Source organism: Halosimplex rubrum, from assembly GCF_013415885.1.
Taxonomy (GTDB): domain Archaea; phylum Halobacteriota; class Halobacteria; order Halobacteriales; family Haloarculaceae; genus Halosimplex; species Halosimplex rubrum.
Genome location: NZ_CP058910.1, coordinates 1,141,505 through 1,156,682, shown reverse-complemented (window position 1 = coordinate 1,156,682; position 15,178 = coordinate 1,141,505). Strand labels below are relative to the sequence as shown.

At 63.4% G+C, this 15,178-nt stretch carries 18 protein-coding genes; 3 read left to right on the top strand and 15 right to left on the bottom strand.

Annotated elements, in window-relative coordinates; genetic code table 11:
* Positions 1 to 10: 10 nt before the first annotated feature.
* On the top strand, positions 11 to 1,186 hold the full coding sequence (locus HZS55_RS05835; RefSeq protein ID WP_179910787.1) for a glycosyltransferase family 4 protein: 1,176 nt from the start codon (positions 11 to 13) through the stop codon (positions 1,184 to 1,186).
* A gap of 179 nt (positions 1,187 to 1,365) precedes the next feature.
* Here the strand turns inward: HZS55_RS05835 and HZS55_RS05830 are convergent, their stop codons facing one another.
* From HZS55_RS05830 to HZS55_RS23105, 4 genes are read right to left on the bottom strand one after another with little or no spacing between them, the layout of a single operon-like run.
* Complete coding sequence (locus tag HZS55_RS05830) at positions 1,366 to 1,743, bottom strand: hypothetical protein (protein WP_179910786.1); 378 nt, start codon at positions 1,741 to 1,743, stop codon at positions 1,366 to 1,368.
* 41 nt (positions 1,744 to 1,784) lie between these two features.
* Positions 1,785 to 2,204, bottom strand: coding sequence for an HVO_A0114 family putative DNA-binding protein (locus tag HZS55_RS05825; protein ID WP_179911802.1), 420 nt, complete (start codon positions 2,202 to 2,204; stop codon positions 1,785 to 1,787).
* 47 nt (positions 2,205 to 2,251) lie between these two features.
* The gene (locus HZS55_RS05820; protein WP_179910785.1) at positions 2,252 to 2,590 is read right to left on the bottom strand and encodes a toxin-antitoxin system TumE family protein; all 339 of its coding nucleotides are present in this window, start codon (positions 2,588 to 2,590) and stop codon (positions 2,252 to 2,254) included.
* A gap of 46 nt (positions 2,591 to 2,636) precedes the next feature.
* Entirely contained in the window at positions 2,637 to 2,750 is a 114-nt protein-coding gene (locus tag HZS55_RS23105; RefSeq protein ID WP_449405183.1) for a DUF7509 family protein, read from the bottom strand.
* A 97-nt stretch (positions 2,751 to 2,847) separates the two neighbouring features.
* Here HZS55_RS23105 and HZS55_RS05815 point away from each other — a divergent pair, with 97 nt between their 5' ends.
* The gene (locus tag HZS55_RS05815) at positions 2,848 to 3,258 is read left to right on the top strand and encodes an ArsR/SmtB family transcription factor (RefSeq protein WP_179910784.1); all 411 of its coding nucleotides are present in this window, start codon (positions 2,848 to 2,850) and stop codon (positions 3,256 to 3,258) included.
* 52 nt (positions 3,259 to 3,310) lie between these two features.
* Here HZS55_RS05815 and HZS55_RS05810 read toward each other — a convergent pair whose 3' ends face one another.
* From HZS55_RS05810 to HZS55_RS22965, 7 genes are all read right to left on the bottom strand, one after another.
* Positions 3,311 to 4,273: an NAD-dependent epimerase/dehydratase family protein gene (locus tag HZS55_RS05810; RefSeq protein WP_179910783.1), complete on the bottom strand. Its 963-nt coding sequence runs from the start codon at positions 4,271 to 4,273 to the stop codon at positions 3,311 to 3,313.
* 5 nt (positions 4,274 to 4,278) lie between these two features.
* The gene (locus HZS55_RS05805) at positions 4,279 to 4,623 is read right to left on the bottom strand and encodes a DUF5615 family PIN-like protein (RefSeq protein ID WP_179910782.1); all 345 of its coding nucleotides are present in this window, start codon (positions 4,621 to 4,623) and stop codon (positions 4,279 to 4,281) included.
* On the bottom strand, positions 4,623 to 4,901 hold the full coding sequence (locus HZS55_RS05800) for a DUF433 domain-containing protein (RefSeq protein ID WP_179910781.1): 279 nt from the start codon (positions 4,899 to 4,901) through the stop codon (positions 4,623 to 4,625). The genes HZS55_RS05805 and HZS55_RS05800 overlap by 1 nt, the downstream gene beginning before the upstream one ends.
* A 229-nt stretch (positions 4,902 to 5,130) precedes the next feature.
* Positions 5,131 to 6,105 carry an NAD-dependent epimerase/dehydratase family protein gene (locus HZS55_RS05795; protein ID WP_179910780.1) on the bottom strand — a complete coding sequence of 325 codons (975 nt, stop codon included), beginning with the start codon at positions 6,103 to 6,105 and terminating at the stop codon, positions 5,131 to 5,133.
* A 3-nt stretch (positions 6,106 to 6,108) separates the two neighbouring features.
* Positions 6,109 to 7,293: an NAD-dependent epimerase/dehydratase family protein gene (locus HZS55_RS05790; protein WP_179910779.1), complete on the bottom strand. Its 1,185-nt coding sequence runs from the start codon at positions 7,291 to 7,293 to the stop codon at positions 6,109 to 6,111.
* Positions 7,294 to 7,510: 217 nt separating this feature from the next.
* Positions 7,511 to 9,016, bottom strand: coding sequence for a sulfatase (locus HZS55_RS05785; RefSeq protein WP_179910778.1), 1,506 nt, complete (start codon positions 9,014 to 9,016; stop codon positions 7,511 to 7,513).
* A gap of 183 nt (positions 9,017 to 9,199) precedes the next feature.
* Entirely contained in the window at positions 9,200 to 9,685 is a 486-nt protein-coding gene (locus HZS55_RS22965; RefSeq protein ID WP_394353563.1) for a glycosyltransferase, read from the bottom strand.
* A 305-nt stretch (positions 9,686 to 9,990) separates the two neighbouring features.
* Here HZS55_RS22965 and HZS55_RS05775 point away from each other — a divergent pair, with 305 nt between their 5' ends.
* Complete coding sequence (locus tag HZS55_RS05775) at positions 9,991 to 10,512, top strand: hypothetical protein (protein ID WP_179910777.1); 522 nt, start codon at positions 9,991 to 9,993, stop codon at positions 10,510 to 10,512.
* A gap of 44 nt (positions 10,513 to 10,556) precedes the next feature.
* On the opposite strand, the gene HZS55_RS05770 is transcribed toward HZS55_RS05775, so the two are convergent.
* The 4 genes from HZS55_RS05770 to HZS55_RS05755 form a co-directional block, all read right to left on the bottom strand.
* The gene (locus tag HZS55_RS05770) at positions 10,557 to 11,690 is read right to left on the bottom strand and encodes a glycosyltransferase family 39 protein (RefSeq protein ID WP_179910776.1); all 1,134 of its coding nucleotides are present in this window, start codon (positions 11,688 to 11,690) and stop codon (positions 10,557 to 10,559) included.
* A gap of 260 nt (positions 11,691 to 11,950) precedes the next feature.
* A complete protein-coding gene (locus HZS55_RS05765; RefSeq protein WP_179910775.1) occupies positions 11,951 to 12,412 on the bottom strand; it encodes a glycosyltransferase in 462 nt (153 codons plus the stop codon).
* Between the two features lie 331 nt (positions 12,413 to 12,743).
* Positions 12,744 to 13,889 carry a hypothetical protein gene (locus HZS55_RS05760; RefSeq protein ID WP_179910774.1) on the bottom strand — a complete coding sequence of 382 codons (1,146 nt, stop codon included), beginning with the start codon at positions 13,887 to 13,889 and terminating at the stop codon, positions 12,744 to 12,746.
* A 103-nt stretch (positions 13,890 to 13,992) separates the two neighbouring features.
* On the bottom strand, positions 13,993 to 15,120 hold the full coding sequence (locus HZS55_RS05755; protein WP_179910773.1) for a glycosyltransferase: 1,128 nt from the start codon (positions 15,118 to 15,120) through the stop codon (positions 13,993 to 13,995).
* Positions 15,121 to 15,178: the final 58 nt, after the last annotated feature.

Below are 15,178 nucleotides of genomic sequence, written 5' to 3'. Positions count from 1 at the left end.
CTCGTACTCGATGACCGACGACCATCGCGGGGCGGCGGGCACAGGATCGAAGGCGTCGGAAGCGACGCCGCGCTCGCTCCGGATCCTGCGGGTCGCACAGAAGGTCTACCCCGACGTGGCGGGCGGGGGCGCCTACCACGTCCACGCGCTGAGTCGCGACCAGGCCGCGATGGGCCACGACGTGACGGTGCTGGCGGTCGCACCCGACGGCGACGGAGACCGACCGCACGTCGAGCAGCGCGACGGCTACACGGTCGTCCGCTATCCCCCGACCGCGGAGCCGCTCGGCAACGCCGTCTCCGCGGGCGTCGCGCAGTTTCTCCGGCGAACGGACGAGTACGACGTGGTCCACGCCCACTCGCACCTCTATTTCTCGACGAATCTCGCGGCGCTCGCCCGCCGGCTGTCGGGGACGCCGCTGGCGGTCACGAACCACGGCCTGTACTCCCAGACGGCCCCCAAGTGGGTCTTCGACGCCTACCTCCGAACCGTCGGGCGCTGGACCTTCGACAGCGCGGACGTGGCCTTCTGCTACACCGACGAGGACCGCGACCGGCTCCGCGACCTAGGTGTTTCCGTCCCGGTCGAAGTCGTCGCCAACGGGATCGATACGGCGCGGTTCACCCCGGACGGCCCCCGGAGCGACGACCTGGCCGGCGATCCCGCGATCCTCTTCGTCGGCCGTCTCGTCGACGGGAAACGGCCGGGCGACGCGCTCGCGGCGTTCGAACGCCTTCGAGAACGGGCACCGAATGCGGGGCTCACGATCTGCGGTGACGGGCCGCTGCGCGAGAAACTCGAAGAGCGGGTCCGCGACCGTGGACTGGACGAGGCGGTTCGGTTCTTGGGCCATCTCTCCTACGAGACGATGCCAGCGGTCTACCGGGCCGCAGACGCGCTCGTATTGCCGAGCGAGGCCGAGGGGCTGCCACGGACTGTGTTAGAAGCGATGGCGACCGACGTGCCCGTCGTCACGAGCGCGCTCGACCAGCTCACCGGCGTCGTCGACGGCGGCGGTGAGACGGTCCCCGTCGGCGATGTCGATAGGTTCGCGGACGCGCTGGCGGCCGTCACAGAGGAACGAGCGGCGTACTCGCCGCGTGCGGTCGTCGAAGACGGCTACGACTGGGCGACGACCGTCGAGCAGACGACCGAGCAGTTCCAGCGGATCGCGGCAGGACGATGAGTGCATTCAGCGGACGAGCGGTGCAGGATTTTGCACGCTGTGGAACACGGGGATATCGTGCAATACGGCCTCGACCGGAGAGGGCGCTCACGTTTGCGGGCCTCTGCGCCGCCATCGCAGTCGTCAGCCTGCCCGTCTGAGCGCCGACTGCTTCAGCCGGGTGACGAGAGATCCGACGGCTACGCGAACTCGTCGAAGCGGTCGTAGTCCGGCGGAACGATGGCGAGTTCGTCGGGTATCTCCTCGTACGTCTCTTCGAACCACGGGTAGAGCAGTTCGCCGAGTTCGTCGAAGCCGCGATCCGGGTCGGGTCTGTCGACGACGACCCACGCTTCGTTGGCCTCGTCGAATGCCACGATCACAGAGGTCGGCTCCTCGCCGCGAGTCAGAAACACGGCCAGCGAGTAGATCAGTTCCTCGTCGAACCAACTCACCGGTAACGCTTGAATGGGGGCCGACGACTCGTCGAGTGCCTCGTAGTCTTTCATATTCAGCGGCCGGTCGGGAAGCGAATCGACGATGCCTGTCATAGATATCCTCCGGAGGCCCAGCAGCATGAATCTCGGGGCTGTAGTCTTTCAGGAGCCACGGTAGTTCCTCACGGTGCAGCAGCTGTTGTCTCGTCGAGGTCGGGGTCGAACGGGAGATTGATGAGCATCTCGTCGAACCAGACGATCGGCCGCTTGCTCTGGCCGTCTTCGTCGAAGAAAACGATACCTAGCCGGGCCAGTCGGCCGAGTTCCTCGTGGACGTTCTTCACGTCCCGGTCGACAACCCTGGCGGTCTCGTTGATGCTAGTCGGTTCTTCCCGCTGGATGGCCTCGATGAGATCGAGAACGCGCGGCGTCAGTGTGTCCATGAGGTCGTCGTAACTCGCGAACGAAAGCGTCGGCGTGGAATCGACCGTCTCGTCTCGTTCGAGCGCTTCGATGCCAGCGGAGACATCATCGTGGAACTCTTCGGATGATTTTACGGTTACGACGAGCGTCGATTCGGTCCGCAGCTGTTCCCGCTCCATCGGATGCAGTGGTGGCGTAGTATCCATTGGTAGTAACGTCGTGAGGGTCACTCAACCTCGAATTCGGTTTTCGGTATCTCGCTCCAGAATCGTTCCCACAGTTCGACCATCCCTGGGAACTCGACTGTCTTTGGTCTTGGTTCCGGTGCGGCGTGCAGTTCGTGGCCTTTCGTATCCTCATGTGAGTTGTCGTACCGACGAATCGTGCCATCGTCGAGCGTGTCCGGTGGGTCGGGTTCCGTCGTACCGTAGTGAAGTTTGTAGGCCCATCCGGACGGGTATGCGTTACGGTCAGTTCGCATGCAGAACACGCGAACGACAGTCCCATCGGAGTACGTCGCGCTCTCACTCACACCGTCCAAGTCATCACCAGTCGGTGAGGCCATCCTCACTTCATTGGTATGGAGACCAATGCAATAGGTGTATTGGTTCTCAAACCAATACAGAATGATCCCCAGAGAACCGGCGTAGTTTGGCCACGAGTTCGTCCTCGATCTCGTAGGTCTCGACGCGCAGTTCCCACCGAACTGGCGCCGAACGAATCATCGGTGTCACGTCCAGCACCATCAGATAAAAAGGCGTATCTTCGAGAACTTTCGGCTCGAAAGCGACTAAGCGTACCAAGTTCGTAGCGCGACGTACGATGCCGACGGATCAAACGCGGACGGTCGACAGAAACTCCCCGGACGACCCGGAGGACCTGCTGCCCGAGAAGAGCGTGTTCGACCTCGACGAGTATCTCGCGATGCACGCTGCCGTCGGCCATCGCACTCGCTACGAGATCCTCTATCGGCTCGTCCACAACGGCGAGATGAGTCCGAAGGAACTCGAGAAGGCCCTCGATATAGACGATAGCACCCTTCACTACCACCTCAACGAGCTCGTCGATGTCGGCCTCGTCGAGAAACGCCAGCGTACCGAGCGCGGACAGGATGGCCTGTACACATATTATCGAGCAACTGTATTCGGCGAGGTGACGCTTACCGACGGTGTCGACGAGTTGATCCGCGGCGAGCAGACGTTCGAAGCAATGTACGACAGTTCGACAAAGTGATAGTTCCGCGGTAACGGCGGGAGTCCCGTACGAGGCGGATCCAAACTCGAGTTCAGCGACGCAGTAACTCGCGGATGCTCTCCTCGACAGAGTGTTCGACACGCCAGCCCAGCTCTTCGCGGGCACGGGTTGTGTCAACCTCGAACTCGCTGACGAGCGTCTCGTCGCGCGGGTTCTCCAGCAGTTCGATCTCCGGTTCGAAGTCGAGCTCCTCGGCCGAGATGTCCCGGACCAGCTCGGCGACGGTCGTGATGCCGGGGTCTTCCTGACTGGCGATCTCGTACTTCTCGACGCCGGTCTCGCCCGCGTCGAGCTGGTCGTCGAGTCGCTCGGCGCTGCGGACGTACGCGCGAGCCACGTCCACGACGTGGATGTAGTTGCGCGCCTGGTCGCCGGGCTCGTAGACGGTCAGGTTCTCGCCGGCCTTCGCGCGGCCGACGAAGAAGTTGATGACCGTGCCCTTCGAGACGGTCTGACCGTCGATCTCGTGTTCGCCGTACAGATTCGACTTGAGGAACAGGTGGGCCGGGAACTCCCCCTCGGCGAACGTCTCGATGGCGCGCTCGCTGAGCAGTTTCGTCCGACCGTACCAGTTCATCGGGTCGCGCGGGTGGTCGGCGGTGATCGGGAACTCGACGGGGTCGCCCAGCACCGCCATCGAGTACGGGAACACGAGCGCCGCGCCGGTCTTCCGGCAGAACCACGCGACGTTGTTCGTCCCCTGGACGTTGACCTCGTAGGCCTGGTCCTGGTTCTCCTCGCAGTCGTCGACGCCCGAAATCGCCGCGAGGTGCATTACGATGTCGGCACCCGACAGCGCCTCCTCCAACCGGTCGCGGTCACGTACGTCGACGTGTTCGACGGTCACGTCGCCGATCTCGCGAACGTCGCCGAGGTAGAAGTTGTCGAGCGCGGTTATCTCCCAGTCGGGGTGGGCCTGCTGTAGTTCGGAGACGACGCGACTGCCGATGAATCCCGCCGCGCCTGTGACGGCGACGGTGCGTTGGTCTGTCATGTGTATTATTGTGTCCAGCTATCGAGCCAGACGAGTTCGTTTCGGGCGGATTCTGGGGAGAGCTGTCGGTCAACCCGTCGGATCGCCGTGACGAACTCACCTGGGGTAAGCGATTGATTCGAGTACACTGCGATTCCCGCGTGATCGTGTTCCGTGTGCAGGTCCGCGAAATCCCGATCGTTTGTGACTAGAACCCGGTCATCCGAAGCCACCCATTGAAGAAGCGACTCGTCGACAGTGTCTTCGCCGCGTTCCTCGGTTGCGTGTACAACGTCGAACCCGTTCGATTCTAATGCACTCACGAAGGCTCTCGGAACGTTCTCGTCGGTGCAGAACTCCAAGCGAGCCATTACTGCTCCACGTGATCGGGCGTTATCGCCTGTTCGCGGAGTTGGTCTTCAAGTCGTTCGTTCCGGTCCCGGATCTCGTCCATCTCGTCGGGGTTGTCGTAGTAGTATGAGAGCGCCATGTGAACATCAGACAGCGAGATACCGAGTTGATCCGCGACGTACTCCGGAGAGTGGCCCGCATCCAGAACCATGTCGGCGATCTGGAGCACTGAGATACGGTGGCCTTCCAGGCGCGGTTTTCCACCGAGTACTCCGTCGGTATGGACGATATCGCTCATACGTTCTGATTCGTCGGTTTCACGGATAAACTTGCCTTCGCACTCGGGACGCAACTCTGCACGCTGTTCCGTTTCCCCGAAGTACGGTCGTGAATTGTCTCGCGCTCGCCAGCGTCCACAGCGATCGTGAGTCGCCCCACATTACGTCGTATCAGTACCGACGTAATGGGGGGTGTATAGCTCCGTGCTGCTGTCCGCCCGGTCTGGTCGATCACGCGGATTCCGTCGGTCATTGTTCCGAGTCCCCCACCCCAACCGAATTGCCAGCGGCCGCCTCGGGGTCCCGGAACCGCGCGGCCAGGTCGCGGACGCCTTCGCGGAGGGTGTGTTCGGTCTCGAAGTTCGTCTCGTCGAGTCGGTCGAAGTTGACGTGGTAGGATGGGCCGGGATGTTCGTCTTCGAGATAGGTGATGTCGACGGGGCCGACCTCGTCGCGGACGACCTCGGCGATCTCCTCGATGCGGTAGTTGCCGTCGTTGGAGCCGACGTTATAAACTAACTCGTCCCAGGCGTCGGGCTCGCAAACGGCCCGCTCGTAGGCGCGGGCGGCGTCGTCGACGTGGACGAACGGACGCCAGTTCGAGCCGTCGCCGTACACGGTGAGCGGCCGGCCCGTCACCGCGCGGAAGACGAAGTGGTTGACGACGAGGTTGAACCGGACCGCCGGCGAGTAGCCGAAGTTCGTGGCCATCCGCAGGGCGGTGCCGGTCATGTCGTACTCCTCGCAGTGCTCGGCGAGTAGGTCCTCGGACTGGTACTTCGTCTCGGCGTAGGGGTTGATCGGGTCGGGGTCGACGGACTCGTCGATGTCCGTGCTCGTCGCGCGACCGTAGATATTGCACGAGGAAGCGAAGACGACGTGGTCGACGCCGAGTTTGCCCGCCGCGGTGAGGACGTTCTCGGTGCCGTCGTAGTTGACCGCGAAGGTCTCGTCGCGGCGGTCGTGGGTGCTCGCCGCGCCCGTGATAGCCGCGAGGTGGACCACGCGATCGACGTCTCGCATCGCGCTCTCAACGTCGCCGTACTCGCGCACGTCGCCCCGGCGGAAGTCCAGGCCGTCGTCGAAGCAGCCAAAGAGCGCCCGGGGTGAGCCGGAGACGAGGCTGTCGAGGACGACCACGCGGTCGACGTCGTCGTCGGTCTGCAGCTTCGGGACGAGGTGGCTGCCGATGTAGCCACACCCGCCGGTGACGAGCACGTCCACGGCTTACTCCTCGCTGTCCCAGTCTTCGAGGACGCCCGGGAGGAACCGATCCTCGTGTGCCTTGATCGTGTCTGCCTGCGCGGTCAGCGACTCGAACACGTCGCGGATACCACTCTCGAAGTCCTGGGCCTGGTCGCCGATGAGGGCGGCGTAGTTGTCGTCCTCGATCTCCATCTTGTGGGTCTCGTCCTCGTCGCGGGGGTTCTCGAAGTGCTCGACGGCGACGTCGAGGTCGAACTCCGAGCCGACGCCCGCGATGGTTTCGGCGATCTCGACGATGGAGATAGCGCGGGTGACCTGGTTGTACACCGTGAGGTCGTCCGGGCGCTCCGCGTGGTCCTGCAGGGCGAGGTTCGCGAGGCCCTCGACGGCGTCCTCCAGCGAGATGAACGGCTTGCGCTGCTCGCCCTTGCCGTAGACGGTAACGGGATAGCCCGCGACGGCCTGGGCGGCGAAGCGGTGGGCAACCGTGCCGAAGTAGTAGTCGAAGTCGAAGCGGGTCTTGAGGCGGTCATCTTCGCGGGTTTCCTCGGTCTCGGTGCCGTACGTGATGGCCGTGCGCACGTCCGAAATCGGGATGTCGAACTGCTGGTGGGCCAGCCGCATGTTCGCCGCGTCGTGGCTCTTGGTGAGGTGGTACCACGAACCCGCCATCGCCGGGAACGGCACCTCGTCGCTGTCACCCTGATTCTCCATCGTCGCGCCGCCCTCGGGGATGGGGAACTCCGGCGCGCCGTAGACGCCCGTCGTCGTCGTCTCGATGAAGTGCGTGTCCGTCAGGTCGTGTTCCTCCAGCCCCCACAGCAGGTTCCGCGTCGCCTGCATGTTGTTGTGCTGGGTGTAGTTGGCCCGCTCGCCGTTGATCTGCGAATACGGCGCGGAGGGCTGGGCGGCCGCGTGGACGACGACTTCCGGTTCGTGGACCGCCAGCAGCTCGTCCACGAAGTCCTTCTCGACGAGGTCGCCCTCGACGAAGGACATGTTCCCGATGCCGAACACGTCCTCCGCGGCCTCGATTCGCTGGTCGATACCCGTGATGGGCGTCGCGCTCTTCGAACCGACCTCTTCGACCCACTCGCGACGGGCGAAGTTGTCGACGAGCAGCACGCGGTCGTCCGTCCGGTTCGCGATACGCAGGGCGGTCGGCCAGCCGATGTACCCATCGGCGCCGGTGACGAGGATCGTCATTGAGTTACTCAGATTGTGAGTAACTGCGCTCGATTATATGTTTTTTCATCGGTCTGGGATCGAGACGGCCAGTGCAGTCGAAACGTCGGCAGTCGATCCCGGTCGAGACGGCCAAGACGGCCGAGAAACCGGTAACTTCGGAGTGGTACTGACACTGCAAGCGGTCGGTTGGAAAAGAACTGGAGAGACGATGGACGCGGACGACCGGATCCGACGGTCACTCCTGCAGGTATCCGAGATCTTCGAGTCGTTCGGCCGCCCCGTCGGACATCGTCGCCTCACTCTCGGGGTCGGCATGGTCGAAGGAGTCGAGCCAGTCGTCGAGCGCGCCGTCGAGGGTTTCCGCCTGCTTCGTGGCGTCGATCGATCTCTCGTTCAGCCCGTCGTCGGCTCCCTCCTCGTCGTCGGTCGAAAGACGGTTTACTGTCTCCGTCGGGTCCGTGCCGAGGTGATAACACTCCCGTGAGCCGTCGGACCCCCGAATGAGCTTCCAATCGTCGCCCCGGACGGCGCGCAGCCGCCGGTCGTATCGGGACACGTCCTCGGAGAGGCCGCCCACGCGCTCGGAGAGCGCTTCCATCGACGGTTGCGGTGCGAGGTACTCGGCGAAGACGTGCTCGCGCTCCTCGCGGTCGTCGTCAAGCAGCGACTCTCCCTGTGCTTGTTCTCGGAACGCCGGCGCGTCGACATCGACGGCATCGAGCAGCGTCGGCGCGAGATCGGTCAGCGACACCAACCGGTCGTCGGCTCCACCTGCAAACGGGCCACCGTGGATCACCAGCGGGACGTGGAGCAGCGTCTCGTAGAGGGCGTACTGGTGGTCCATCAGCCCGTGATCGCCGATATTCTCTCCGTGGTCGCCCGTAACGACGAACACCGTGTTCTCCCACTCGTCGGCCGCTTCGAGCGCGTCGCGCAGCTCGGCGATCCGGTCGTCGAGGTAGGCAATCTCGCCGCGGTAGAGCGTGCGCAACGCTTCGAAGTCCCCGCCGGAAAGGTCCAGATCGCCCGCGACGTACGACCACGCGTCCTGCGGGACGGCCATCGCTTCGTCGTAGCTCGTCCCCTCCGGAAGGAACCGCTCGGTGGTTTCGCGGGACGGCCGGTACTCTAGGTGGGGTTCGAGGTAGTTCACGAAACAGAAGAACGGCCGCTCGCCGTCGCGGTCGGCGAGCCACTCCCGGATCCACTCGTTGGTCCGATGCGCGCCGCTGTCCTCACGCTTACGGACGAACTGCCCGTACACCGCGTTGAGCGCGTTGACGACGGGGTTGCCGTCGAACAGCGCCCGGGTGACCTCGCGAAGTTTCTCTCGTCCCTCGTTCGTGCGAGCGACCCGACCGAGGTCAGTGTCAGCCTGGAGGTACTGCCAGGTCTTGCGGAAGCGCTCGAACCCGCGGGCGAAGCCGAACTCGTCGCTGATCCAGGTGTTGTTCGAGACGGCGACGGTCTCGTAGTCGGCGCCCGCGAACGCCTCGGCGAGCGTCGCGAGGTCGTCGCCGAGGTGCTTGTGGCCGGCGTGGGCGCCATGTTTCGACGGATAGGTACCGGTAAACAGCGAGGCGTGTGAGGGGAGCGTCCACGGGGCTGAGGCGATCGCGCGGTCGAAACTGGCTCCCTCTGCGGCGAGCGATTCGAGCGTCGGTGCGACGGTCTCGTCCTCAGGGAAGACGTCTTGGTAGCGGGCCGTATCCATCACCACGACGACGACGTTTCGTGTCACTGCCGCTCCCCCATTGTGAGTGTCGTCGCGACATCGCTGTCGGACTCCCCCGCCCGAACTCGACCGAAGAGCCGAGGGTAGACTGTTTCGCGAACGGAGGGTTCGGCAGCCATCGTTAGCCACACGTCCGCTCAGGCCCCTAACAATGTCGGTCGGAACGGACCGGATAGGGTGGTGGTGCGGTCACCGGAGCCAGTCGAACCACTCGGTGAGGTCGACGCGCTCGGCGACGCCGACACCACCGAACAGGAAGAAGACCCAGAGAAACATCTGGCGCTGCCGGACGTTCGCACCGATGTCGAATTTGCTTTCGACCCGTTGGCGCCCTTCGTGACCGAATTCGGTCCGGCGGGTAGCGTCCGCAAGTTCGCACATTCCCGACGCCAGCGCCCCTGGGTCTTCCGGTGGGATGAGCAACCCCGTCTCGCCGTCGACGACGACCTCGACGACACCAGGGATGTCGGTCGCAACTATCGGAAGCCCTGCGGCCATCCCCTCCAGGTGAGCGATCGGCAATCCCTCGAACACCGACGAAGAGACGAACACGTCGGCCAGTGCATAGTATTCGTGGACCGACGGAACGCGACCGGTGACGGTTACGGCGTCACCCAGCCCGCGTTGGCGGATCCGATCGCGGAGTCGATCTTCACGAGGCCCCCAACCGACGATGAACAGTCGGGCATTCGGCTCATGATTGAACTCGCGGGAATACCGACAGCGTCGACATCTTCGCCGAAGACTGGGACAACCTCCTGATTCTGGACGCGTGCCGGTACGATATGTTCGCTGAGCAGTCGACGCTCAATGGTGACCTGGAAAGTCGAAGCTCTCGGGGGTCGAGCACGCGGGAGTTCCTGAAGGGAAACTTCCGTGACCGTAACCTCCACGACACAGTATACGTCACCGCCAATCCATAGTTATACCGGCACCGCGACCGGCTTGATGTCTCCTTCCACGCTGTTGAGCACGTCTAGATGAAAGAAGGGTGGGACGAGGAGCGCATGACCGTTCTCCCCGAGAAGACGACGACTGCCGCGATGGAGGCTGCCGAGAAGTACCCGGACAAGCGACTGCTCGTCCACTACATCCAACCACACTATCCGTTTATCATCGACGACCATGGATCGAAGCCCTTCGACCCTGACCAGGCATTTTTCAAGCCCGATGAGGCTGGTAGCTGGAACCAGCTACTCACCGGCAATCTTCGAGTCCCCGCCGAAGCTGTCTGGCAAGCGTATCGCGATAATTTGGATCGAGCAGTTCCCCACGTTGCCGACCTGTTAACGGATTTGAACGGGAAGTCCGTCGTCAGCGCCGGCCACGGAAATATGGTCGGTGATCGCGCGCCCCCCTTCCCGATCCGCGAGTGGGGGCATCCACGCGGGATTTACACGGAGCAGTTAGTGAAAGTACCGTGGCTAATCGTCCCCAGTGAGCGTCGCGAAATCGCCGACGAACACCCCGAGAGGAACAGGAGCAGACAGCGGACGAGATAGTGAGCGAGCGTCTCGAACAGCTCGGATACGTCTGATCCAATTTCTCACGTCGTGCCAGTTGAGAGCATTCGAACGCGAACTTCACGAGCGGCTCGGTGGAGGGCGTACGACCCAAGTACGACCAGTGGAGGAGTCATCGGTGCCCGGTATCCCCAGCTAAAGTCGACGAACGTCGCTCCGACCAGCAGCGTGAGCACGACGAGCGGCGTACCGGCCGTTCTGGCCAGAGCAGGTCGCTCGCGGGCAGCGAGTACTAAACCGGTCCATCCCAGCCCGATCGTCGGGGCGAGCGTCACCACGTTCACGGCGTTGTGGAGCAGCGAGAAACGGTCGATGACGGGTAACCAGAGGAACGTGACTTTCAACACGAATAGGACGAACAGATGGTCGAGATTCTGCGCGACGAATCGAAACTCCGATCCAGTCCCACGAGGAGTGTACGCGTACCGGAACGTGTCGTCGAACTGGACGACAGTCCCCGAGTAGAGGTGGTGAGAGACGTAGTTCACCCAGGCCGGGACGGCGATAATCGCTACGAGCGGGACGGCCAACGCAGCGATCACGAGCGCCGCGCGCTGATACGGATACAGCCCGTAGGAGAGGTCGTATCGGTCGGGCAGGAGATCCCACGCCAAGTACGCGAGCACGATGGGAAGTCCCTGCACCTTCACGACCGCCAAGTAGCCGAGCGCGGCATACACGAGAAAGCGATTTCGGTTGGTTGGTCGCTCGTCGTACCGCGTCAGTTGCCAGACCGCGGCCACGACCGCGAACGTGAACGCCGTGTCGGAGAGCAACCGCGTCGTCCAGGCGAACGTGTCAGCGAGCGCCGACATAGGCAGTCCAGCGACGATCGCCGTGCGAACGTCGAGGTAGCGGCGGGCCGTATCCGCCACGAGCAGGACCGTCCCCGAGGAGAGGAGAATCTGGGCGATGACGACCGCGTCCGGCCCGCTAACCGAATGGATTCCGCACATCGGGACCCAGTATCCGGAAAAGAAATACCAGTAACCGCCGCTGCCCTGTGCGAGGATTGTATGGTGGGCTTCGAGTGGCGACGTGGAGAGACCACGGCAGATCCCGAGAAAGACCTCCGAGGATGGGTTGATCCGAGTGCGATCCTGAAGCCAGTAGCTCCATCGCGCCAGAATCGCGATACTGAACAGTGCGATGTACACCGCGGGGAGATTGTCGTCCAGACGGTCATCGAGCGCCGACAGCTGTCCCGACAGTTTTCGTCGACGAGCCCGTGACATCCCCTGTCGTCGATGTTGTGCAGCCTGAAATAAATACGTCGAAACCCTAGCCTGAGTGGCTACTGACCGCTCACAGATCGGTCTCCGATCGCCCTCCAATGCTCGTGTCGAACGCTGGTAATTCGACTCACCCCTCCAAGAGAATCTCGTCGAAGAGCGTCCGATACTGACCGGCGACCGCGTCAAGCGTGAGGTTCGTCCGAAAGTGCCGAGACCAACTCCACCAGCGTGTTGAAATCCCCCTCGGCGTAACCCGCATCGGCTGAATCGGTGGCGAACCGACTCGGCGGTACGTCGAGTGCCACAACTGGTGGATCGTACCGCCACGCTTCGAGAAACGTGCTCGGGAATCCCTCGTAGGCCGAGGTATTGACGAGTGCCTTGGCCTCTAGGTAGTAGGAATGGATCTCCGTCGGCGGGACGTGACCGCAGTGCTCAACGTTGTCCAGGTTGCCGACGCGTGATCGCACCTGCTCGTTGCACATCTCGTCCTGTCCGGGTGGTCCGACGAGACGAAACGACTCCCCCGGAATCGCCTCGGCGAGCGTCGCGAGGTCGTCGCCGGGGTGCTTGTGGCCGGCGTGGGCGCCGTGTTTCGACGGATACGTGCCGATGAACAGCGAGGCGTGGAGGGGAGTGTCCACGGTACCGGTGCGATCGCACGGTCGAAGCTGGTGCCCTCGCTTGCCAACGGTTCGAGCGTCGGCGTGGCGGTCTCATTGTCGGGGAACACGTCCCGGTAGCAGACGGTGTCCATCACCACGACGACGTTCTGGGTCATCGGCGGCCACCCGTTCTGGCGTTGCGGTCACGTATCGGTCCGTCGCCGCGAGGACACCGCCGTGGCGCTCGCCGGCCCGAGGAATTAGGTGGCCTATCATCACGACCAAGCAGGCCCGCGGTCATCGTTCACCATACGACTGTTCAGACCCCTAACGATGTCGGTCAGGTCGCCCCGAATCAGCGCGCGGACAGTCATCCGAGCTGGTCAAGGCGGTCGGCGAGATCGAACCGTGCCGCGATGCCAACACCGGCGAACAGGAAGAGCACCCAAAGGAACATCTGTCGCTGTCGGACGTTCGTACCCACGTTCGCGTTGACGAGCCCGTACAGCATCGTCCCGAGGAGGAAGGCAGCGACGAGCGCGCCGGTCGTTCGCTCGGCGCGTCGCCACAGGAACGGGACGCCCGCGACCGCGAAGACAGCCGCAACGAGATTCCCGATCGCCTGTGGAAACACGACCGCGTCGGCCACCGTCTCGACCATCCAGGGGAACGGCGTGAACAGGAAGTAAAGAACTCCGACCGGTGCGAATGCGACAGCTTTAGGGATCGTATCGGATCGGAATTCGGGAAGGTACACCGTCCGCCCCTCGCTTCGACGCCGGCGCTTGGTGACCAGAAAGTCGAGCGCCGACCGGACCAGCGGACGGCCGACGATCAGGCCGGAAATTGTGGCCACGCTCCCGACAGCGGCGAGACGAAGGCGCGTGAACTCCTCACGGTGGCCGACCGCGAAACCCGTGCCTACCGCGACCGTGTACAACGGCAGGTTCTCCCATCGGACCACCGATATAAGCCCCAACGTGACGAATCCGGCGATCAACCGAATACTCCCGTCAGGGACCCACGCGGGCCCCAACCGCTCCGGGAGCCGCGAGGGCACCGCTTCGGTGCCACCCAACAGTATCGTGGCCCATACGAGCCCGGCAAGGACAAACGACTCACGGAGGACGGTGCTGTGGACGAAGACAAAACTCGGATAACAGACGAGCGGGAGCGCAGCTACAAGGCCGGCCTCCTGGGAGTGAAGGGCCTCACCCAGTCGAAATAGTCCGTAGACGGCGACTGTACCGAGGAGTGCGGCGAACAGCCGCCCGTACAATCTGTTCGGTCCCGGCAACAGCCAAAGCGGCGAGAGGAACAGCCCCCAGAGTGTGACGACTCGATTCGGGTTCGTCGGGATCACCGGAAAACCGCCGGCGGCCAGCGTTGCGGCAGTTTCGGCGGCACTGGCCGCGAATCGACCGGCATCCGCCTTGGCGTACGGATTCAGCGCCGTCAGACTCGTAATTGCGACGCCGGCCAGTCGTACCGCGAGCGCCACGAGGAAGACCGCCACACCGACTCGGGACCGTCGTCGACGGGTCATCGTTCCTGTGACTCACGTCCGTCGACAAAACAGTTAGCCCGTGTTCGATTATCCAGACAGACGTATCGTGAATTCATCCGTCGCCGCCCCCAGTAGAAAGAGACTCGTATAGCCGGCGGTGGGCTTCGACGGTACTAGCAATGTCGAACTCCTCGCTGACTCGCTGGCGACTCGCGCGGCTAAAGTCAGTTCGGCGGTTCACGTCAGTCAGTTCGCACATCGCCGACGCGAGCGCGTCGGGCGACTCTGGCGGAACGAGCCGTCCCGTCTCGCCGTCAACGACGACTTCGTCAACACCGGGGATGTCGGTCGCAACCACTGGAAGCCCGGCAGCCATCGCCTCAAGATGGGCGATCGGTAGCCCCTCGAACACTGATGAGGAGACGAACACGTCCGCCAGCGCGTAGTACGGGTGGACGGACGGGACGCGGCCAGTGACGGTCACGGCATCGTCGAGTCCGCGCTGACGGACACGCTCCCGGAGCGAATGCCCTTTGGGCCCCCACCCGACGATGAACAGCCGTGCCGCCGGTTCGCGGTCGACAACGGTCGCCATCGCATCGACGAGTGTCCCTTGATCCTTGGCCGGGACATACCGCGAGACGTTCAGATAGACAAGCGCGTCGTCGTCAACCGCGATATCCAGCGATCCGGGGTCGGCCGCCTCGACCGCAACCTCAAACTCGCCGACGTCGACGCCGTTGTAGATCGTACACCAGCCGTCATCGAGGGTCCCGTCGTAGCGGTGGGCCGCGCCACGGAACGCTCGCTCGACGCCCGTCGAAACAGCGACCGTCGCGTCGTCGAGCGGTCGCGTCGCGCGTTCGAGGACCCGGGTTATCGGGTGGTAGTTCTCCGGGACGTTGTGTTGTGTGCTGACGACTGCGTCGACGGTTCCGAGGAGCGCAGAGATCCGTCCGAGCGTCTGTGAGTAGGGGAGATGCGCGTGGAGAACGTCGAACTCGTGACGGCGGAAAAAGCATACAGTCCGGACTAGTGCCCGGGGATCGAACTTGAACGATGCACCGAAGTCGACCACTTCGGCGCCGGCCTCGCGCAGGTCTTCGACGAGGCTGTCGTCGCCTTCGATGAAACAGACTGTGTATGAGACGGCGGGGTCGTCGGTCCGCCTGACGAGATCGAGAAGGAGCGTCGGCGCGCCGCCGGGTGCCAGTTGATTGATGAGATAACAGACCTCCATCGACGTGTCCTACTGCGCCACCGAAAGGGTATAAACCCATCAGCATCTTTGTGCGGCC